The following is an 18,329-nucleotide window of genomic DNA, read 5'->3' on the forward strand; positions in this document are numbered from 1 at the left end:
CCCTATTTTGGCCAGCCGACAGGTATCTATACGCGGTTGGCGCTGGTGAATACTACCGTCATCAGTGCGATTCGTTCGTCGTTTCTCCGGCTGTTCGGAGCGACAGAACCGAAACCCGCCCGACCGCGTCGAAGTCCTTCAGTCGGTAGACGAGTTCCCGAATACGCGACGCCTCGCCGTGACAGAATACCGTCTCGAGACACCACTCGCCGTGGTGGACGTGGCTCGTCGTATCGATTTCGGTCTGGAACTCGTGTTGCAGTTCGTGGAGCGACTCGATGATCTCGTCGTGAACGTAGTCGAAGACGACCGTCGCGGCGACGGTTCCCCGAATCTGCTCGAGTTGGTGGTGGGACTCGATGTACTCCTGAATCGCCTCGCGAAGGGCTCGAGAGCGTGACTCGAGTCCCTCCGATTGCCACGTCTGGTCGAACTCGGCGAGCATGTCGTCCGGAATGTTGAGACTCGTCCGCATAGGTGTCCGTTAGACGGCCGGAAAAAAGAGTTCGCGGTCTCGTTGTCGGGCGAGGGAGAACCGACTCGGCTTCGAAAATCACGAAAGATATAGTCACCGCGACCGAACGTCCGGTCGAATGTACCAGTTGGGTCACTACGGCGTCGCCCTCCTCGCGTATGCGCCACTCGGCGTGGCCGTCGCGCTCGCCGGTGCGGAGGTGCTCGCCGTCGTCGGCGCGCTCGTCTGCGTCTCGCTGTCGACGCTTCCGGACTGTGACCATAACGTGGCGTTTCTCGAGCATCGCGGTATCACGCACACCCTGGTTTTCGCGGTCCTCGTCGGCGGTGCGCTCGCCGCGGCGGCGTCGATGCTGGCCACGTCCCAAACGCCGTTCGTGACCGACTCGGCCGTCGCGTTCGCCTTCGTCGTCGGAACGCTGTCGATCGTCTCGCACCTGCTCGCGGACGCCATCACGCCGATGGGGATTCGTCCGTTTCGCCCGTTCTCGAGCTACCATTACACGGCGAAACTGACGCCGGCGGCGAACCCCGTTGCGAACTACGCGCTGTTCGGACTCGGCGTTTGTGCGACGGCCGGTGCTGTGTGGCTCGTTTCAGTTCTCGGATAACCGCGCTTCGTATCGTCCGTCTTGAAAACGCCGTCTCGGATACTGCCGACCGGAGAATATCGAAGTGGCGGCGCTACAGGCTTACTGACCCCTTTTGGTCTTCGTGAGCCAGATTCCGGCGATGATGGTCACGAAGAGTGCTGCGGTGATTCCGATGTACGTCAGATCGATCAGCTGGTCGAATCCCGAACCCGATTGGCGACCGAAAAAGATCACCAGAAACGCGAGTATCGGGGTTGCGAGGAGTACTCTGCGGATTTGAGCGCGCTCGAAGCGACGACGACCGACCATCGCTGCGAAGATGCCCGCAGACAGCAATGCGAGCGAGACGCCGTACTGGGCAATCTGGACGCTCGGCGAATAGCTGGTGATGTCGTTGAGATTCAGCGGGCTGAGTGCGACATGGAACGGCACCGTCACGGCACCGAGCGTGAGGACGGCGGTGACGTGGCCGGCCGTGAGCCGGGGTTCCCAGACCAGAATCGTCGCGACGACGAACAGCGTGAAGATGAGGACGGCCGTCCAGAAGTGAAGCGAGAGAATGTCCATCGTGTACTGTTCGACGGTTTGCCACCCCAGGACGACCTGAATCGGCGTCAACACCGTTCCCAGAATGACCAGCGCGGTGACGCGGCGGTCGACCGAGGAAAGCCGAAGCGAGGCGACCGCGGTTCCGATGATCGCGAACCCGGCGAACATCGAGACGAAGCGGTGGAACCATTCGTAGAAACTCACGATGTGTGCCGGAAACAGGTTGAACGGGCCGGCATCACACTGGGGCCAGTTCGCTTCGCAACCGAGTCCGGCCCCCGTTGCTTTCGCCGCGACGCCGAGTAGAATCGTCGCACCGACGAGCACGAGCGTCGTTGCTAACAGATGCCGAAAGCCGAACCGCTTACGGAGCGAGCGCATTGTCGAGTCGGATGTATGGGTAGTAGTCGACACGAGCGTTCGTCCTGCGCTTGGAAACGACCGCATTTAGGTTATCCGAGTTGGTCCCAGCGCTCGAGAATCGTCCACGATCCGACTTGGATGGGTCAGATCTCGACATGTCACGAGTCGAGTGAGGCGTGTGGTCGCGGAGCACTTCGATGCGCACTCCCCGCCATCGAAAACAGTCGGAGGGGGACGATTATACTCACGAACATGAATATATTTCACTTTTTCGAGTACGATTCGAGCACAAACAAGGAGGTTTTTATCGGTTGGGATCCGTAGAGTGATTCATGACTGAAGCGCGGGGCGAAACTCCCCGGCGAACAGGAATGACCGAGAAGTGCGGCGTCGTCGGCGTCGCACTGAACGGTCGAGACGCGGCACGACCGTTGTACTATGCACTGTATGCACTCCAGCACCGCGGCCAGGAGTCCGCGGGGATCGTCACCCACGACGGCTTCCAGCAACACAGCCACGTGGACATGGGGCTCGTCGGAGACGTCTTCGACGAAGACGATCTCGACGTACTCAACGGCTCCGCGGGCATCGGCCACGTCCGCTATCCCACGGCGGGGTCGGTGGACTCGAGCTGTGCGCAGCCGTTTTCGGTCTCGTTCAAGAGCGGCTCGCTCGGCCTCTCTCACAACGGCAACCTCGTCAACGCCGAGGAGATCCGAGACGAACTTGCGGGCGTCGGCCACGCGTTTACGAGCGACGGCGACACGGAAGTGATCGCCCACGACCTCGCACGAAACCTCCTCGAAGAGGACCTCGTCCGGGCGGTCAAGCGCACGATGCAACGGATCCACGGCTCGTACTCGCTGACGATCAGCCACGACGAGACGATCATGGGCGTGCGCGATCCCCAGGGGAACCGACCGCTCTGTATCGGTGAACTCGAGGACGGCTACATTCTCGCCTCCGAATCGGCCGCGATCGACACGCTCGACGGCGAACTCGTCCGGGACGTCCGTCCGGGCGAACTCGTCGTTCTGCAGGACGACGGACAGGGATTCGACTCCTATCAGTTGATCGAACGGGAGAACACGGCCCACTGCTTTTTCGAACACGTCTACTTCGCGCGCCCGGACAGCGTGATCGACGAGACGCTGGTCTACGAGGCCAGACGCGAACTGGGTCGCCGGCTCTGGGAGGAAAGCGGCGTCGAAACCGACGTCGTGATGCCGGTTCCCGACTCGGGGCGGGCGTTCGCTTCGGGCTACGCGGACGCGGCCGGCGAGACGAACGCCGAGGGCGAACCGCGAGCCGAGAACGACGACGGCGTCGAGTTCGCCGAGGGCCTGATGAAGAATCGATACGTCGGACGAACGTTCATCATGCCGACCCAAGACGAGCGCGAGCGCGCGGTCCGCCTGAAGCTGAACCCGATCAAGTCGACCGTCGAGGGCAAGACTGTCACGCTCATCGACGACTCGATCGTTCGCGGAACGACCTCCACCCAACTCGTGCAGTTGCTCAAAGACTGCGGTGCCGAGGAGGTCCACATGCGCATCGGTGCCCCGCCGATCGTCGCTCCCTGTTACATGGGGATCGACATGGCCACTCGCGACGAACTCATCGCGGCCGACAAGAGCACCGAGGGAGTCTGTGACGAGATCGACGCGGACAGTCTCGCGTACCTCTCGACCGACGGCGTCGCAAACGTCCTCGAGAACGACCGCGACGACCTCTGTATGGGCTGTGTGACCGGCGAGTACCCCTACGATATCGAGGGCGAGGAGACGGACCGAGACGTGGTTCGTCCGCAACTCGAGGGGAAGGCCCTCCACGCCGACGATTAGCACTGGGTGAATCGGCCCGAGACGGCATTCTATCGAACCCGCGACGGACCACCTCGAGGGATCGCAGGGCACTTACCCACCCCCGCGGAACACTTTCCCATGCAGATCAAGAGCCGGGAGCAGGTCGAAGGCGGCCGCGAGCGCGTCGAGGTCGTCCCCGAGAGCATCGACGATCTCTGGCACTTGCAGTACGTCTTAGAGCCCGGCGACCGCGTCGCGGGCGATACGACGCGCCGGATCCAGCGAAACGACGAGCAGATGCGGGATACGGGCGGCGAGCGAGAGCCGATGTGGGTCGCCATCGCCGTCGAGGACATCGAGTTCCACAAGTTCGCGAATCGACTGCGCGTCGGCGGCGAAATCGTCGCCTGTTCTCGGGAAGATCAACTCGGCTTTCACCACACCTTGAACGTCGAGGAGCGCGACGAACTCTCGATCGAAAAGCGATTCAAACCCGACCAGGAGGCCCGCCTCGAGGAGGCCGAGGAGGCGACCGAAAACCCGGACGTGGCGATCGCCACCGTCGAGGAAGGAGCCGCTCACGTCCACACGGTCGCCCAGTACGGCACCGAAGAGCGGGCGACGATCTCCGGACCCACGGGCAAGGGTGACTTCGCTCGGGACAGATCCGAACTGTTCGACGAACTCGCCGCCGTGCTCTCCCGAATGGACGTCGACGCGATCATCCTCGCGGGGCCCGGATTCACCAAGCAGGACGCGCTGAAACACTTCGAGAAGAACAACGCCGAACTGACCGATCTGATCACGATGGTCGATACGGCGGCCGTCGGCGACCGCGGCGTTCACGAAGTGCTCAAACGAGGCGCCGTCGCGGACGTTCAACAGGAGACCAGAATCGAGAGCGAGGCCGAAGCCATCGACGAACTCACCCGTCGGATCGCAGAGGGTGCCAAGGCGGCCTACGGACCCGAAGAAGTCAACAAGGCCGCCGAGTACGGCGCGATCGAGGAATTGCTCGTCCTCGACGATAAGCTGCGCAAGGAGCGCGGGCCCGACGGCGAATGGGCGCTCAATATCGACGATATCGTCCGGACCGCTGAACAGAAAGGCGGCGACGTAACCGTCTTCTCGAGTGAGTTCCCCCCGGGCCAGCAGCTCTCGAATCTCGGCGGCATCGCGGCGCTGTTGCGATACCGTCTCGAGTGACGCGTCGTCCGGCGCGGCTGTGACCGACCGAAACCCGATCTATTCTAACCCTCGAAGCGAAACGAACACCTATGGACAAACGATCGCGGCTCGTCATCGGAACGATCTGGATCGCAGTTGCGGGCGTGATGGCGATCACGCTCGAGCCGGCCGTTCCGACCTCCGGAAGCGAAATTCTTCGGGTGTTCGTCGTGCTGATGGCGCTGTTTCTGGCGGCCGTTTATCTGTTCGATCCGCGGGGGATGATCAGTGGGAAGGGTTTCGACTGATCGGTAACGGATAATACGCTAGAAGATATCACTCGACTCAACGACCGTCTCTCGGGTTCTTTAACCGATGTCCCGACCGCTCACATCGAAAAGAGCGACGAGGCGCGAACTCAGTCGTCGGCCATTGCGAGCGCCTGCTGGTCGGACTCGAGGAGTCGGTCGAGGGCGTCGACCATCGCCTCGACGCTGGCGCGGGTGATGTCCGCCTCGCTTCGGGCGACGGTGACGGTTCGGTCGTCTCGGGTCATGGTCACTTCGACGGTGACGACGGCGTCGGTCCCGCCCGTGACCGCGTCGACGTGGTAGGATTCGAGTTCCGCGTCGGCCGCGGAGCCGAGCGCCTCGCGAACGGCCGAGACGGCAGCGTCAACCGGACCGGATCCGGTTCCGCTCGCGACGCGTTCCTCGCCGCCGACGTCGAGTCGAACGCTCGCGGTCGGAACGGGGCCGCCGCTCGTCGCGGCGATGTCGATCAGTTCGACGACGCGCTCGCGTTGGGTTCCGGTGACGTCCTCGGCGATGGCCAGGAGGTCCGCGTCGGTTACGTGTCGGCCACGATCGCCGAGTTCGGTCACTTTCTGGGCGATTTCGGCGACCTCGTCGTCGGTCGCGTCGACGTCGTGTTCCTCGAGGGCCGCCTGCACGCCGGCTCTCCCGGCGTGTTTCCCGAGGGCGAGGCGTCGCTCGCGGCCCACGGTCTCGGGTTCGTAGGGCTCGTACATCTTGTCGTCCTTGAGCGTGCCGTCGGTGTGAATCCCGCTCTCGTGGGTGAAGGCGTTTTCGCCGATCACGGCCTTGTTCGGCGGCAGCGGAATTCCCGTCACACGGGAGGAAATTTGCGCGAGGTCGTACACTTCTTCGAGGTCGAGCGTCTCGACGTCGTAGACGTGCTCGAGCGCGATGGCGACCTCCTCTAAGGCGACGTTGCCAGCTCGTTCGCCGAGCCCGTTGACCGTACAGTGAACGAGGTCGGCACCCGCGGAGACGGCCGAGAGGGCGTTCGCGACGCCCAGGCCGAGATCGTCGTGGGTGTGTGCGCTCACCGGACCAAGTTCTGCGAGTCGGGAGACCGCCTCGGCGGTGCGTTCCGGACCCGTGTGGCCGACGGTATCGGCGAAGCAGGTTCGGTCGGCACCGGCATCGAGTGCGGTCTCCATCAGCGTCTCGAGGTAATCGAGATCCGCTCTCGAACCGTCCTCGCCGATGACTTCGACCCAGAGATCGTGTTCTTTGGCGTAGGAGACGAGTTCGGCGGTTTTCTCGAGATTGTCCGCTCGAGAGGTTCCGACCTTCCCCTCGACGTGGCGATCGCTGGCAGGAACGACGAGGTGGATGCCGTCGACCTCGCACTCGAGCGCGAGGTCGATGTCGGTCTGAATCCCTCGACAAAAACTCGTCACGCGAGCCTCGAGATCGAGATCGGTGACGCGGGAGATAGCCTGGCGTTCACCCGCACCGGTACAGGCGCTTCCGGCCTCGATGACCGAGACGCCCGCTCGCTCGAGCGCGCGAGCGATTTCGACTTTCTTGTCGGGTGATAGCGATACGCCGGGTGCTTGTTCGCCATCGCGGAGCGTGGTATCGAGAAGGCGGACGGTACGATCGGACGGAATCGTCTGTTCGGGGGTGTGAGTTACGGGCAAGAGTGATGAACTGCGATTATCAGAATCGCGGAATTTCGCATCCAGCCGGGTCGCCCCGACTTCCTCTATCCTCGGAGTTCGGCGTTGAGATGGTATCTCGTGCCATTGTGTCCGGACAAATGGACAGGGAGAACTTAAAGCCGCCGATGATGGCACGATTCTCGTTTCGGGAGACTTCCGCATAGCGGTACCGTGGGTGAGTCGTTCCCCGAGAACGACCTGCGGCGGTTACTTCGAAGGGGCCACTGAACGATCTCACGTTTCACCTATTTTTGCGCCATTTTTCCGAAGAGAGCTCCCGTGAAGCTATCATTTGACAATCAGCAACAGTTCCTACAGAGTCCATAGAAAAGGGCAAACAAGCGAAAGAGTCCGACCGCATGACCGACCACAACAGGCGACGCGTCCTGAAATACGCCGGAATCGCGGCGACAACTGGTGGATTGTTCGCCGCGACTGGCGCTGCTCAAAGAGACGCGTCAGGAACGAGTGCAGACGAAGACGAGTCCTGGTCGGCGACGGACGCCGACGGATGGTCGTCCCTCGGCGGTGGTCCGGGAAACAACGGGTACGTCCCCGAAACGGACGGCCCGGATGAACCCACCGTCGACTGGGAGTACGACCACGGCGGCTCGGTTGCGATCGTCGACGACGGCGTCTTCCTGACTACCGGCGGAGCCGTTCACGCCCTCGCTGGCGCGGACGGAACGCTGCAGTGGGAAACCCACGATATCGGTGCGAGCGGAACGCCGGCAGTTACCGCTGATGGCGTCTACGTCGGCGGGACGCGCTTGACCAGGATCACTCCGCAGAACGGAGACGTCTGTTGTTACGCCGAGCTCGAGTACGACAGGGCGATTCCCTCCCCCGTCGTTGCGGACGATCTGGTCCTCGTCGTCGCCGATGGCGTACTTTACGCCGTAGACGCCCACGAAATGGAGATCGATTGGGAGTTCGACCCGGAAGGTGATTCGCTGTACGAGCAACCGGTCGCGGTCGCCGATGGGGCGGTCTTCGCCGTGAGCAAATCTCGAACGTTCGCGCTCGAACTCGAGGACGGAACCGAACGGTGGGTGGTGGACGATCCGCCGAGACAGGCGGATAGTTATTTCGCGGAGCCGAATCCGCGACACGTTCGGTACCCGGTCGCAACCGACGACGTCGTCGCCGTCGGGGCGGTCAACCCCGCCGGAACGAGCATCTGGCAAAACGGACAAATCGTCCTTCTCGATACCGAAACCGGCGAAGAGCGGGCGAAAAGCGAAACCCGGCCGCTCAAGCCCGCCCCGATCACCGAGGATCGGTTCTACGGGATAGGGACACACAGCGTTCGCGGATACGACAGAGAGTCGGGTACACAAGCGTGGGAAACCGACGTTTCGACGTACGTCGTTTCTTCGGTTGTCAGCGACGGAGAGACCGTCTACGCTGGCCTCCAGATCGACGGACAGGTGTACGGACCCGGCGAGGCCCCCGAGCCCGAAACCGGCGTCTACGCGTTCGACGATAGCGGAGAGACCGCGTGGAAACTCGAAACAGACAACATTCCGGCCGTCGCGCTCGTCGATAAAACGCTCTACGCCTGTACCGACGAAACGCTGGTCGCGATTCGTGAGGAGGGTACTGACGGGGAAACGGACGACGAAGCAAAAACGGACAATGAGGCGGAAACTGGAAACGAGGACGAGGAAAGCGAAGACGACGAGAACGACGGAACGACGAACGAATCCGAGGATTCCGCTGACGCCGACCGCAGTGGTGACGAGTCAGATCCCGATAACAACGGAAACGAATCAGCCCCCGAGGACGACCGAAACGAGTCCGACACCAACGGCGGCAACGAATCCGGGGCAGGTACCGGAAACGAGTCGAATACGGACGAGAACGGCGATTCCGACGACGCACCCGGGTTCACCGCAGGCGCGGGAATCGCCGGAGGCGCGGTGACCCTCGAGTGGCTGCGCCGTCGTGCGAAGACGAACGAAAACGCGACCGATTGATCGGAAACAGCGCTCGATCGATCACGACTACTTGCCCGGAACACGGCGGAATCGTTGCATCGGACACTCGCTGAATTCTAGATGACTGCGGCTCGATTGCCCGCCGAAAAGGACGAATTATACTATATAAGCATACTGCCGATATTTCGGGAAATCGCAATACGGAACGGACCCGTTAACGGGACAACGCTTATATACGATGAGTGGCTTACATTACCTCATGTCCCGATCCGCACTGGTCGGCAACGTTACCGCAATGCTCGAGGACGCGGACTTTGTGGTGAGCGACCGGTGTGCGATTCGACCGAAGAGTTTCGACATCGCAGCACGCCGCGGCGAGGACTTGCTCCTCGTCAAAATCCTCGGCAACATCGACGCGTTCAATCGAGCGACCGGCCACGAGATGCAACGGCTCGGCAACTACTTGCACGCGACGCCGCTCGTTATCGGCCTCCGGAGCCGCGATGAAGACCTCAAACCCGATGTCGTCTACTTCCGTCACGGCGTTCCGGTCTTCAGTCCGGATACCGCCTACAACTTGTTTATCGAGGGCGTTCCGCCGCTAATCTACGCGGCGCCCGGCGGCCTGTACGTCAACATCGACGGCGACCTGCTCGCCGACGAGCGCGAGGATCGCGATTGGAGTCTCGGTCGTCTGGCGAACGAAATCGGCGTTTCCCGACGTACCGTTTCGAAGTACGAAGACGGAATGAACGCCTCCATCGAAGTCGCGATGACCTTGGAGGAGGTTTTCACGTCGGAACTTACCAGCCCAGTCGACGTTCTCGAAGGGGCAGAAGACGTCCACGAGAGCGAGTCGACGCCGGAGGACCCGGCCGCCGACCCGGACGACGAGGAAGTCGTCGCCGTGCTCTCGAGAGCCGGCTATAGCGTCCACCCGACGCTTCGCTCGCCGTTCAAGGCGATCAGCGAGGACGAAGACGATAACGACAACGAGGTCGTGCTCACCGGCCACTCCAAGTTCACGAAAGCCGCGGAAAAACGCGCACGGATTATGAGTTCGATCGGACAGGTGACACGAACACAGTCGGTTTACGTCGTCGACAGAGCAAAGCGCGACTCCGTCGACGGCACCGCACTCGTCGAGCGCGACGAACTCGAGGAACTGCGCGAAGCCGACGACCTCCGCGACGTGATTCGCGATCGAGCGGAGCGCGAAGAGGTCGCTTGATTCGAGAGACGGTCAGCAACTCGAGAGCGACTTCTGTTCTGGCCGAATGCAAGACGCACGTCTGCCGGAACGGGCTTCGAACTGATAAACTGTTTTAGGGAGGCTGGCGAAGCAACCACCATGGAGAGTCTCAACCGAATGGCGATCGAGCTCGTCGACGAAGCCCTCGAGTACGCCGAGGAGTTGAACATCGGCGGCTACGACCTCGAGAACGAGTCGACTGTACTCGATTTCGGCGTCGAGTTCGACGGCGGGATCGAAGCGGGATTACTGTTGACCGAAATCCAGACCGCTGGACTGGCGACACCAAGTAACGAACTAGGCGAGGTCGACGGCGCACCGATACCCTACATCGAGCTGTCGACCGACCAGCCAGCGATTTCGCTCCTGTGTTCACAGAAGGCGAGCTGGGAGCTCACGACGGAGGATTTCGAAGGGCTCGGGAGCGGTCCCGCTCGAGCGCTGGTCGCCGAAGAAACCGAGTTCCGGCAGATGGGCTACACCGACGCGTTCGATCTCACGGCGCTCGCCGTCGAAACCGACGAGCCTCCGACGGAGGCGGCCGCGGCGCAGGTCGCCGACTTCGCGGAGATCGAAACCAGCGGCGTTTTCTTGCTCCCGTATTCGACCGCGAGCATCGTGGGAAGCGTAACGAGCGCGGCCAGAGCGGCCGAACTGGCGACGTTCCGGCTGACCGAACTGGGGTACGATCCTCGAGACATCGTCTCCGCGACGGGACGAGCGCCGGTCGCGCCGGTTGCGGAGGACGAACGCGAGGCGATCGCCCGCACGAACGACGCGCTGGCCTACGGCGGAACGGCTCATCTCGTCGTTCGCGAGGATTCGGAGGTCTTCGAACACGTTCCGTCGACGGCCGCCGACGACCACGGTCGTCCGTTCGCCGACATCTTCGACGACCTCGACTGGGAGTTCTCGGAAGTCCCAGCCGACCTGTTCGCACCGGGCAAGGTGACGATCGACGTGCTCGGCGGACCGACCTACGTCGTCGGAGAGACGGACGAGTCTCTGGTCGCCGAATCGTTCGACCTGTAACATGCGATTCAAACCCGTCCCCGAGCCGCCCGAAACCCTAGAGGACCTCGCGGCGGTTCGAGCGGCGGTTCCAGCGGTGCCCGACGAGGGCGTCGATTGCTGTGCCCGGCTGATCGAGCGCACTCACGTGTCCGATCGCGACGAGGCGGCGACCTGGCTGACGTTTCTCCGGGCGCTCGAGCTAGCGACCAACGGCTCCGCGGGATTCGCTCGAACCCCGCGAGATATCGATGCCGCACATCTCCGGGTGGCGTTCCGGGAGCGGGTTGCCGGTGCGGACGCCGTCCTCGAGTACCTCGAAACGACAGATCGACCACTCGAGACCCGGGAAGTGACCACCCAACTTCGAGGACGAACCACCGTCGAAGAACCGCTCGAGCGCGCGGACCGACTCCTCGGCTGGGCGGCCCTCTTCGGGATGGTAGAAAGCGAGGAAGACGGATACCGCCCCCGGTGACTACCTTTTTCAGGGGGTCGCCGGAAGTATTCGATATCCATGAGTGACGCGATCGGGACGGTCTGTTTCGACCTCGACGACACGCTCTGTACGTACACCCAGCGCAGCGAGGACGTTCTCGAGGCGGCGTTCGCTCGAGCGGGAGTCGAGCCGCTGTTTCCGATCGAGGCGTACCACAATCGATACAAAGACTACCTCGAAGAGAGCGACGGAATCGAAGCGCTCCGTCGGGCGTGTTTCGCTGACCTCGCTGTCGATACGGGAGCGGACCCGGGGACGGGTCGTACGGTTGCGGACGCGTTCGCGAGTATCCGAGATCAGACGAACGTTGCTCCCCTTCCGGGTGCTAGAACCGCGGTAGAGGCTCTCGAAGAAGAGTACGCGCTCGGGTTGATCACCAACGGCGCACCCGAGATGCAACGGGCAAAACTCGAGGCGATTGGCCTCGAGGAAGCCTTCGAGACAGTCGTTTACGCGGGTCACGAGACGCGAGCCAAACCCGCTTGCGAGCCGTTCGAGGTAGCCCTCGAGGCGCTCGGTGCCGATCCAGCGCGGAGCGTGTACGTCGGAAACTCCCTCGAGTCAGACGTCGCGGGGGCGAATGCCGCAGGAATGCAGTCGGTGTGGGTACCGGTGGACGGAGCGAGTACGGATCCCCCTGAATCGGGCCCGGCTCCCGAGCACATCCTCGAGTCGCTCGACGAACTTCGAACGACCCCCTGGTAGCGTCCGCCACTCGTCGCCGAGTCGGCCCGTTTTTGTCCGCGGGCCTCGAGTTCGAGACGATGACCGACCGCGCGATCAACTTCAGCGCACTCATAGCGGAGATCCGGGCGTTCGACGAGCGGAGCGAGTCGAACGAAATCGCGACCGTAACGGGGGACGACCCCTTCAGCGTGTGTCGCTCGCTGTTTCGACGAATCGGCGAACGGATCGAGACGACTCGCTGCGAGTTCGTCATGAGCCACAACGTTCGGCGAGAACTCGAACGCACGCTCGCAAGCGGCGAGACGACGATGGGGACCGAGCCGTTTCTCGAGCGCCAGATCAGGACGGACGTGTCGATGCCCGACGACGTGATTTTGTTCGCGGATCCCGACGCGATTACTCTCGGCGGTAACGTCCTCGAGGCTGACGCCGTCGGCCTCGGCGAATCGACGTAGTGTAACCTGTTCATCGCACTCTACCGAAATCAGTCCGCTACCGCAATCTCCCAAAATCAGTCCGCAGGGCCGACGTCCGTCACCGTTCCAACGCCCTTGCTTCGGCCCTCTCGGAAGACGAACCGCTGTCCCTCCTCGACGAGGTACGGGCGGAACTTGAACTCGACCGTCGTCTTCCCCTTATCTCCCGGGAGGAGGCGCCCGTTCTCCGGATAGAACGCCGCGGCTTCGCCGATCGTCTCGAGGTGGACGACGGGTTCGTACCCCTCGCCGATACGAGTGGGATGGTTCAGGACCATGACTTCGGCCTCGAACTCGCGAACCGGCTGTGGCTCGGCGTCGCCGGGCATGAGAACCATTCCACGGTCGATGGCGTCCTCCTCGATTCCTTTGAGTGCGATCCCGACGATCCGGCCAGCCTGAGCCTGATCGACCCGGTGATAATGCATCTCGATCGACCGAACTTCGACCTCCTCGAAGCGGCCGTCCGACATCGGGCCGAGCAGTAACTCGTCACCCGCCTCGACGGATCCTGACATGACCGTCCCCGAGGCGACCGCGCCGACGCCGGTCACGGAGTAACTCCGGTCGACGTACATCCGGAACTCGCCGTCGTTGCCCGCCGTTTTCGGAAGTCGGTCGAACAGCTCGTCGAGCGTCTCGAGTCCCTCCATCGTGATCGCGCTGGTGCCGACGATCGGGACGACGGTGTCGTCGATCTCGTCGATCGCGGCGTCGATGCCGTGGCGTTCGACGCTGAGGGGTGACTTGCCGACTTCCCGAAGCAGGCGTTCGACCTCCCGTTCAACTTCGTCGGCGCGTTCTTCGTCGACGGCGTCGACTTTGGTGATCGCGACGATGGTCGGCAGTTCCGTCGCGAGCAAGATGCCGAGGTGTTCGCGAGTGACTCGAGTCGGGCCGTCGTCGGCTTCGACGACCAGCAGGCCGTAATCGAGCTTCTGGCCGACCAATCCGCGGATCGTCGTCCGAAGCCACGGCTCGTGACCGACCGTATCGACGAACGAGACGAGTCGATCTGCCTCCTCGACGACCTGCGCGCGGTCGCTTTTTCGATTCGGATTCCTCACGCGGATCGGCCCGTCACCGTCGAAGCCGTAAACGGCATAAGAGAGGTCCGCCGAGAGCCCGCGGTCGACTTCGTGGGGCTGGACGTCGAGAAACGCCCGCGTCGCCCCGTCACCGTCGTCGGGTTTGCCCGTCACGAGCGAGCCGACGAGCGTACTTTTTCCGTGGTCAACGTGGCCGGCCGTTCCGACCACGACGTGCTCGTCGTCGGTCTCGAGGACGGCACCTTCACAGACCTGAGCGACGCCGACGAGGCCGTCGTTTCGGGAAGAATCGGACTCGACACCCCACGTTTGAACGTCGTCGATGTGACAGTCGGCTTCCTCGGCGAGCAACGAGAGAACGTCCATCGACTCGGAGAACGTCTCGGCGTCGATGCCCGCGAGTCCGCCGTCGTCGGTTACTCCTACCACGTAGGTCGCTTCGCCATCGCCGGAGAGGACGCGGTGTCGTAGTTGGGCGGCTAAACTCTCGCGACGCCCACCCTCGAGGTGAACGTCGCGGATGAGGCGTTCTTTGAATTCGACGCTGCCGCCGTCCTGTTCACCACGTTCCAGGGCCCGCTCGAGTAAGGCCCGGTCACGGCTCATGTGCCCCGCTAGAGAGGCACAGAGCAAAAGCCTTCTCGTTGAATGTCACGCGTTGACATCGGACAATATGTTTCTGACGGAGAAGCGCTTCGAAGACGCGTTGTCACAACGGAACATTCCGGGGGCGGCTTCAAGCGTCTGGAGCTCTTAGAGAGACGTATGAGCGTGAGTGGCCTCTGTCAGATCTGCGAGTCGCGGCCGGCCCAGGAGCGGTGTGACAACTGCGGGACGCTGGCTTGCGAGCAACACTACGAACGCGGACTCGGGCTCTGTGCCGATTGTGCCGCGCAGGCACAACCGAGCGACAAGTCGGATGAAACCGACATCCACCGGTTCTGACCGCGGCCGTTCGACTATGACAGAGATTCGACTATAATAGCAACCCAACCATGACATCGATACGCGATATGCTCGGCGAGTCGCTGGGCATCGGCCAGCGGTTCCGTATCGAGCCGGGAGACCTCCACGTTGACGAGACCGAAGGGTACCTGGTCGCCGCTCATCCCTACGACGCGAGCCCGATGGATATCGCCGTCGTCGAAGGTGGTGACCGTCTCGCGAACCCTCCCGAAAAACAGCCGCCGGAGGAACCGATCACGATCGAAATCGTCGGAAGGATCGTCGACGGAAAGGTCGCCGGTCGCGTCGTGGACGCGGAGTGAGGACGAGAATCGGCGACGGTCCGCCGACTCGTTACTCCCGGTACTGATTCAGCCGCGCTTTCAACCGCTTTGTGGCCTGGCCGGCCGCCGGCGCGAACTCTTCACCTGCGCCCTCTCCCGCGAAGATGATTCCTCGAGAGGAGTTGACGAGCCCGACGCCGCCCGCGAGTCCGTGCTCGACGGCGGCTTCGGCGTCCCCGCCCTGCGTGCCGATTCCCGGAACGAGGAAGGGGAGCTCCGGAACCCGTTCGCGGATCTCCTCGAGTTCGTCGGGGTTCGTCGCGCCGACGACGAGCCCGACGTTGTCGTTTTCGTTCCAGAGATCCGCCAGCGCCGCGACCCGTTCGTAGAGGGGTTCGCCCGTCTCGAGTTCGAGATCCTGCAGGTCCGAGCCGCCGGGGTTCGAGGTCCGACAGAGGATGAAGACGCCCGATTCCTCGTCGTCGAGGAACGGCTGGAGGGAATCCCGACCCATGTAGGGGTTGACGGTGATTGCGTCGACCGTCTCGAGGATGTTGGCGTACTGTCGCGTCGTGTTCCCGATGTCCGCTCGCTTGGCGTCGAGCAGAACGGGAACGTCCTTCCCGTGGGCGTAGGCGACGGTCTCCTCGAGGGCGCGCCAGCCGTCGGGGTCCTCGTAGAAGGCGGCGTTGGGCTTGTAGACCGCGGCGTGTTCGTGCGTCGCGTCGATGATCCGACGGTTGAACGCCCACCGCGGGAGGTCGTACTCCTCTAAGTGGTCGGGGATGCGTTTCGGGTCGGGATCCAATCCGACGCTGACGATGCTGTCGACCGAGACGATCCGGTCGTGCAGCCGATCGAAGAAGTTCATGCACTCGAGTGCAAACCCGACGGCCGAAAGTGTTGCTATCGATCACGCCCCCGGTGGCGGGGATGCGGGATTTCCCCGAGCCTGTGGCAGTGACGCGAGCCTGTGGCAGTGACGCGAGACGGTGCGACGGTCCCGGAGCGGCGACACCAGAAACTATCACGGCACTCGTCGTACGACCAGCAGATGACGCGACTGGCCCTTATCGCACACGACGAGAAGAAACCGGAGCTCATCGAGTTCGTTCAGGCTCACGAATCACAACTGCTCGAGTACGATCTGATCGCGACCGGAACGACGGGGAAACGGCTGCTGGAAGAAACCGAACTCGAGGTCGAGCGCATGGAGTCGGGCCCCCTCGGCGGCGACCTGATGATCGGCGGACAGGTCGCGGAGGGCAGACTCGACGGGATCGTCTTCCTCCGGGATCCGTTGACGGCCCAACCACACGAACCGGATATCTCGGCCCTGTTGCGCATCTGTGACGTTCACGATACCGCGCTGGCGACGAACCTCGAGACGGCCGAGTACCTGCTCGAGGGCGTGGCAGACCGATAGTGTCGTGCTGGCACTGTTTCGGGAGGGGAGACTCCGTCGTCGTTTCCGAGCAGGACCGATAGGGACGAACGACTCGTCCCTTTGAGCGGTCAGATATCCCGTCGCTGGAAAAGCAACTGGCCGATGAACAACAGGACGAGAAACGCTGCGAGGAGGATCCCGACGTCGGTCAGTTCGTACGTTCCGTCGATGAGAATCGTCGTCGGGTCGTAGTAGTGGGTCGGGCTGATGTATTGGATCCACTCGAAATCGCTCGCACCGCCGACTACCGACTCGACGAGGAAGAGAGCGAAGACGAGGCCGATCGCGGCCCGCTCCGCGACGGCGGCTCGATTGACAAGCACCGAGAGAACCACGCCGATCGCGATACAGACGAGCAGGTACGGGACCGACAGGAGGTGGGTGAGCGCGAGATGCACCGGATCGATCGACTCGCCGACGGCTCGGGCCAGCGCGTAGATGACGACCCCGAGAACGATGTTGAGCGCGACGAGCGGGAACAGTAACGAAGCGACCTTCTCGACGAGCAGGCGCGACCGAGAGACCGGAAACGAGAGCAACAAATCCATTCGTTCGCGCTCGATATCCTTCGAAATCAGCCCGCCCGCCGCGTACGCGAAGTACAACCCTAACCCGAGCAGCCAGACGAAACTGTAGAACTGCGCTCCGAGAAAGCCTTCGATGGTCGCCATCGTTTCGATCCCGAACGCCTCCATCATCGCGGGCGGCATCGACTCGAGTATGGCGTCGTAATCGACGCCCTCGAGCTGCGTGAAGTACCAGACGATAAAGGCGGCGTAGAGACTGACGCCGGCCGCCAGGATCGCCGTCCCGCGGACGCGACGGCTCGTCTCGTAGCGCGCGGTTTCAAACATCCGCTTTCACCACCTGGCCGTCTCGCTCGGTCCCTTCGGTTCCGTAGTAGTGCATGAACACGTCCTCGAGCGGCGGTTCGCTGATTTCGATGTCCAACAGATCGTGAGCCGCGAGTTCGCTGAGCAGCGTGTTGTAGTCTCCGGCGTAGATGAACTGGACGCCGTCGGCGAACCGCTCGACGTCGAAGACGCCGTCGAGGTCGGTGAGCGTCGAATTGATTTCGTCGGCGGTCTGGACCCGCACGCGCTTGCCGCCCCGGTCGAGGAGCGTCTCGATGTCCTCGAGTCCGACGAGCTGGCCGTCGCGGAGGATCCCGACGCGGTCGCAGACGCGCCGAACCTCGCTCAGGACGTGCGAGGAGAAGAAAATCGTCGTCCCGCGCTCGCGCTCGCTCCTGACGAACTCGTTGAACTCTTCCTGTTTGAGCGGGTCGAGCCCCGACGTCGGCTCGTCCATGATGACGAGATCCGGATCGTGCATGAACGCCTGGACGATACCGAGCATCCGCTCGTTCCCCGTCGAGTACTCCCGTATCGGCCGTTCGACCGGCGGCGTGAACACCTCGAGGAGCTCGTCCCGGCGCGTTTCACCTTTGACCGACCCGTGATAGTCGAGGATCTGTTCGCCGGTCATCTCCTCGTTGAACCCGAGGTGGGCCGGGAGGTACCCGATCCGGCGTTTCGCTTCGATGAGTGCATCCTCGTCGCGAACGTCCGCGCCGAGTACCGTCGCCGTTCCGGACGTCGGGGCGAGTAACCCGAGAAGCGTTCGGATCGTCGTCGTCTTTCCGGCCCCGTTCGGACCGAGAAAACCGAATATCTCTCCCGGTTCGACCGCGAACGAGACGGAATCAACCCCGAGTACGCTGCCGTAGTCCTTTGTCAGGTCGGTTACTTCGATCGCGGTCATAGCTGTCTCTACTCTCCATGACTAAATATCTATTTCGGTTATAGAGTAATAA

Annotated in this window: 20 protein-coding genes; 13 read left to right on the forward strand and 7 right to left on the reverse strand. The window is 62.7% G+C overall.

Annotation, left to right across the window (positions count from 1 at the left end; genetic code table 11):
* Positions 1-61: 61 nt before the first annotated feature.
* Positions 62-475, reverse strand: coding sequence for a CopG family ribbon-helix-helix protein (locus tag ACZ5C7_RS18950; protein ID WP_464377819.1), 414 nt, complete (start codon positions 473-475; stop codon positions 62-64).
* 118 nt (positions 476-593) lie between these two features.
* Between ACZ5C7_RS18950 and ACZ5C7_RS18955 the strand changes: the two genes are divergently transcribed.
* The gene (locus ACZ5C7_RS18955) at positions 594-1,085 is read left to right on the forward strand and encodes a metal-dependent hydrolase (RefSeq protein WP_464377820.1); all 492 of its coding nucleotides are present in this window, start codon (positions 594-596) and stop codon (positions 1,083-1,085) included.
* An 81-nt stretch (positions 1,086-1,166) separates the two neighbouring features.
* Here ACZ5C7_RS18955 and ACZ5C7_RS18960 read toward each other — a convergent pair whose 3' ends face one another.
* On the reverse strand, positions 1,167-1,997 hold the full coding sequence (locus ACZ5C7_RS18960) for a COX15/CtaA family protein (protein ID WP_464377821.1): 831 nt from the start codon (positions 1,995-1,997) through the stop codon (positions 1,167-1,169).
* Positions 1,998-2,350: 353 nt separating this feature from the next.
* Here ACZ5C7_RS18960 and purF point away from each other — a divergent pair, with 353 nt between their 5' ends.
* From purF to ACZ5C7_RS18975, 3 genes are all read left to right on the forward strand, one after another.
* Entirely contained in the window at positions 2,351-3,823 is a 1,473-nt protein-coding gene (gene purF / locus ACZ5C7_RS18965) for an amidophosphoribosyltransferase (RefSeq protein WP_464378477.1), read from the forward strand.
* Between the two features lie 99 nt (positions 3,824-3,922).
* Positions 3,923-4,990, forward strand: coding sequence for an mRNA surveillance protein pelota (locus tag ACZ5C7_RS18970; RefSeq protein WP_464377822.1), 1,068 nt, complete (start codon positions 3,923-3,925; stop codon positions 4,988-4,990).
* A gap of 71 nt (positions 4,991-5,061) precedes the next feature.
* Positions 5,062-5,259 (forward strand): hypothetical protein, encoded by a 198-nt coding sequence (locus tag ACZ5C7_RS18975; RefSeq protein ID WP_464377823.1) that lies wholly within the window; start codon positions 5,062-5,064, stop codon positions 5,257-5,259.
* A gap of 110 nt (positions 5,260-5,369) precedes the next feature.
* Here ACZ5C7_RS18975 and ACZ5C7_RS18980 read toward each other — a convergent pair whose 3' ends face one another.
* Entirely contained in the window at positions 5,370-6,902 is a 1,533-nt protein-coding gene (locus tag ACZ5C7_RS18980; RefSeq protein WP_464377824.1) for a (R)-citramalate synthase, read from the reverse strand.
* A gap of 380 nt (positions 6,903-7,282) precedes the next feature.
* On the opposite strand from ACZ5C7_RS18980, the gene ACZ5C7_RS18985 reads away from it, so the two are divergent.
* The 6 genes from ACZ5C7_RS18985 (at position 7,283) to ACZ5C7_RS19010 (ending at position 12,767) form a co-directional block, all read left to right on the forward strand.
* Entirely contained in the window at positions 7,283-8,902 is a 1,620-nt protein-coding gene (locus ACZ5C7_RS18985) for an outer membrane protein assembly factor BamB family protein (protein WP_464377825.1), read from the forward strand.
* 220 nt (positions 8,903-9,122) lie between these two features.
* Positions 9,123-10,094, forward strand: a complete 972-nt coding sequence (locus ACZ5C7_RS18990; protein WP_464377826.1) for a transcriptional regulator — start codon at positions 9,123-9,125, stop codon at positions 10,092-10,094.
* A 120-nt stretch (positions 10,095-10,214) separates the two neighbouring features.
* On the forward strand, positions 10,215-11,147 hold the full coding sequence (mch, locus tag ACZ5C7_RS18995; protein WP_464377827.1) for a methenyltetrahydromethanopterin cyclohydrolase: 933 nt from the start codon (positions 10,215-10,217) through the stop codon (positions 11,145-11,147).
* A gap of 1 nt (position 11,148) precedes the next feature.
* Complete coding sequence (locus tag ACZ5C7_RS19000; RefSeq protein WP_464377828.1) at positions 11,149-11,604, forward strand: hypothetical protein; 456 nt, start codon at positions 11,149-11,151, stop codon at positions 11,602-11,604.
* A 39-nt stretch (positions 11,605-11,643) separates the two neighbouring features.
* Entirely contained in the window at positions 11,644-12,330 is a 687-nt protein-coding gene (locus ACZ5C7_RS19005; protein ID WP_464377829.1) for an HAD family hydrolase, read from the forward strand.
* A 59-nt stretch (positions 12,331-12,389) separates the two neighbouring features.
* Positions 12,390-12,767 (forward strand): hypothetical protein, encoded by a 378-nt coding sequence (locus ACZ5C7_RS19010; protein WP_464377830.1) that lies wholly within the window; start codon positions 12,390-12,392, stop codon positions 12,765-12,767.
* Positions 12,768-12,823: 56 nt separating this feature from the next.
* Here the strand turns inward: ACZ5C7_RS19010 and ACZ5C7_RS19015 are convergent, their stop codons facing one another.
* Positions 12,824-14,443, reverse strand: coding sequence for a GTPBP1 family GTP-binding protein (locus tag ACZ5C7_RS19015; protein ID WP_464377831.1), 1,620 nt, complete (start codon positions 14,441-14,443; stop codon positions 12,824-12,826).
* Between the two features lie 159 nt (positions 14,444-14,602).
* Here ACZ5C7_RS19015 and ACZ5C7_RS19020 point away from each other — a divergent pair, with 159 nt between their 5' ends.
* Complete coding sequence (locus ACZ5C7_RS19020) at positions 14,603-14,782, forward strand: hypothetical protein (protein ID WP_464377832.1); 180 nt, start codon at positions 14,603-14,605, stop codon at positions 14,780-14,782.
* Between the two features lie 50 nt (positions 14,783-14,832).
* Positions 14,833-15,105: a hypothetical protein gene (locus ACZ5C7_RS19025; RefSeq protein WP_464377833.1), complete on the forward strand. Its 273-nt coding sequence runs from the start codon at positions 14,833-14,835 to the stop codon at positions 15,103-15,105.
* 31 nt (positions 15,106-15,136) lie between these two features.
* Here the strand turns inward: ACZ5C7_RS19025 and pyrF are convergent, their stop codons facing one another.
* Entirely contained in the window at positions 15,137-15,937 is an 801-nt protein-coding gene (pyrF, locus tag ACZ5C7_RS19030; protein ID WP_464377834.1) for an orotidine-5'-phosphate decarboxylase, read from the reverse strand.
* A gap of 183 nt (positions 15,938-16,120) precedes the next feature.
* Here pyrF and ACZ5C7_RS19035 point away from each other — a divergent pair, with 183 nt between their 5' ends.
* Positions 16,121-16,492: a methylglyoxal synthase gene (locus tag ACZ5C7_RS19035; RefSeq protein WP_464377835.1), complete on the forward strand. Its 372-nt coding sequence runs from the start codon at positions 16,121-16,123 to the stop codon at positions 16,490-16,492.
* 89 nt (positions 16,493-16,581) lie between these two features.
* Here ACZ5C7_RS19035 and ACZ5C7_RS19040 read toward each other — a convergent pair whose 3' ends face one another.
* Together ACZ5C7_RS19040 and ACZ5C7_RS19045 are read right to left on the reverse strand one after the other, a co-directional pair.
* Entirely contained in the window at positions 16,582-17,367 is a 786-nt protein-coding gene (locus tag ACZ5C7_RS19040) for an ABC transporter permease (protein ID WP_464377836.1), read from the reverse strand.
* Positions 17,360-18,277, reverse strand: a complete 918-nt coding sequence (locus ACZ5C7_RS19045; RefSeq protein WP_464377837.1) for an ABC transporter ATP-binding protein — start codon at positions 18,275-18,277, stop codon at positions 17,360-17,362. Before ACZ5C7_RS19045 ends, ACZ5C7_RS19040 begins: the two co-directional genes overlap by 8 nt.
* Between the last annotated feature and the right edge of the window lie 52 nt (positions 18,278-18,329).

The organism is Halostagnicola alkaliphila (genome assembly GCF_055379965.1).

What these genes read in the sequence shown, in the direction of transcription:
- ACZ5C7_RS18950 (WP_464377819.1), bottom strand. Translation starts at nt 475, where the DNA reads ATGCGGACGAGTCTCAACATTCCGGACGACATGCTCGCCGAGTTCGAC.
- ACZ5C7_RS18955 (WP_464377820.1), top strand. Translation starts at nt 594, where the DNA reads ATGTACCAGTTGGGTCACTACGGCGTCGCCCTCCTCGCGTATGCGCCA.
- ACZ5C7_RS18960 (WP_464377821.1), bottom strand. Translation starts at nt 1,997, where the DNA reads ATGCGCTCGCTCCGTAAGCGGTTCGGCTTTCGGCATCTGTTAGCAACG.
- purF (WP_464378477.1), top strand. Translation starts at nt 2,351, where the DNA reads ATGACCGAGAAGTGCGGCGTCGTCGGCGTCGCACTGAACGGTCGAGAC.
- ACZ5C7_RS18970 (WP_464377822.1), top strand. Translation starts at nt 3,923, where the DNA reads ATGCAGATCAAGAGCCGGGAGCAGGTCGAAGGCGGCCGCGAGCGCGTC.
- ACZ5C7_RS18975 (WP_464377823.1), top strand. Translation starts at nt 5,062, where the DNA reads ATGGACAAACGATCGCGGCTCGTCATCGGAACGATCTGGATCGCAGTT.
- ACZ5C7_RS18985 (WP_464377825.1), top strand. Translation starts at nt 7,283, where the DNA reads ATGACCGACCACAACAGGCGACGCGTCCTGAAATACGCCGGAATCGCG.
- ACZ5C7_RS18990 (WP_464377826.1), top strand. Translation starts at nt 9,123, where the DNA reads ATGTCCCGATCCGCACTGGTCGGCAACGTTACCGCAATGCTCGAGGAC.
- mch (WP_464377827.1), top strand. Translation starts at nt 10,215, where the DNA reads ATGGAGAGTCTCAACCGAATGGCGATCGAGCTCGTCGACGAAGCCCTC.
- ACZ5C7_RS19000 (WP_464377828.1), top strand. Translation starts at nt 11,149, where the DNA reads ATGCGATTCAAACCCGTCCCCGAGCCGCCCGAAACCCTAGAGGACCTC.
- ACZ5C7_RS19005 (WP_464377829.1), top strand. Translation starts at nt 11,644, where the DNA reads ATGAGTGACGCGATCGGGACGGTCTGTTTCGACCTCGACGACACGCTC.
- ACZ5C7_RS19010 (WP_464377830.1), top strand. Translation starts at nt 12,390, where the DNA reads ATGACCGACCGCGCGATCAACTTCAGCGCACTCATAGCGGAGATCCGG.
- ACZ5C7_RS19015 (WP_464377831.1), bottom strand. Translation starts at nt 14,443, where the DNA reads ATGAGCCGTGACCGGGCCTTACTCGAGCGGGCCCTGGAACGTGGTGAA.
- ACZ5C7_RS19020 (WP_464377832.1), top strand. Translation starts at nt 14,603, where the DNA reads ATGAGCGTGAGTGGCCTCTGTCAGATCTGCGAGTCGCGGCCGGCCCAG.
- ACZ5C7_RS19025 (WP_464377833.1), top strand. Translation starts at nt 14,833, where the DNA reads ATGACATCGATACGCGATATGCTCGGCGAGTCGCTGGGCATCGGCCAG.
- pyrF (WP_464377834.1), bottom strand. Translation starts at nt 15,937, where the DNA reads ATGAACTTCTTCGATCGGCTGCACGACCGGATCGTCTCGGTCGACAGC.
- ACZ5C7_RS19035 (WP_464377835.1), top strand. Translation starts at nt 16,121, where the DNA reads ATGACGCGACTGGCCCTTATCGCACACGACGAGAAGAAACCGGAGCTC.
- ACZ5C7_RS19040 (WP_464377836.1), bottom strand. Translation starts at nt 17,367, where the DNA reads ATGTTTGAAACCGCGCGCTACGAGACGAGCCGTCGCGTCCGCGGGACG.
- ACZ5C7_RS19045 (WP_464377837.1), bottom strand. Translation starts at nt 18,277, where the DNA reads ATGACCGCGATCGAAGTAACCGACCTGACAAAGGACTACGGCAGCGTA.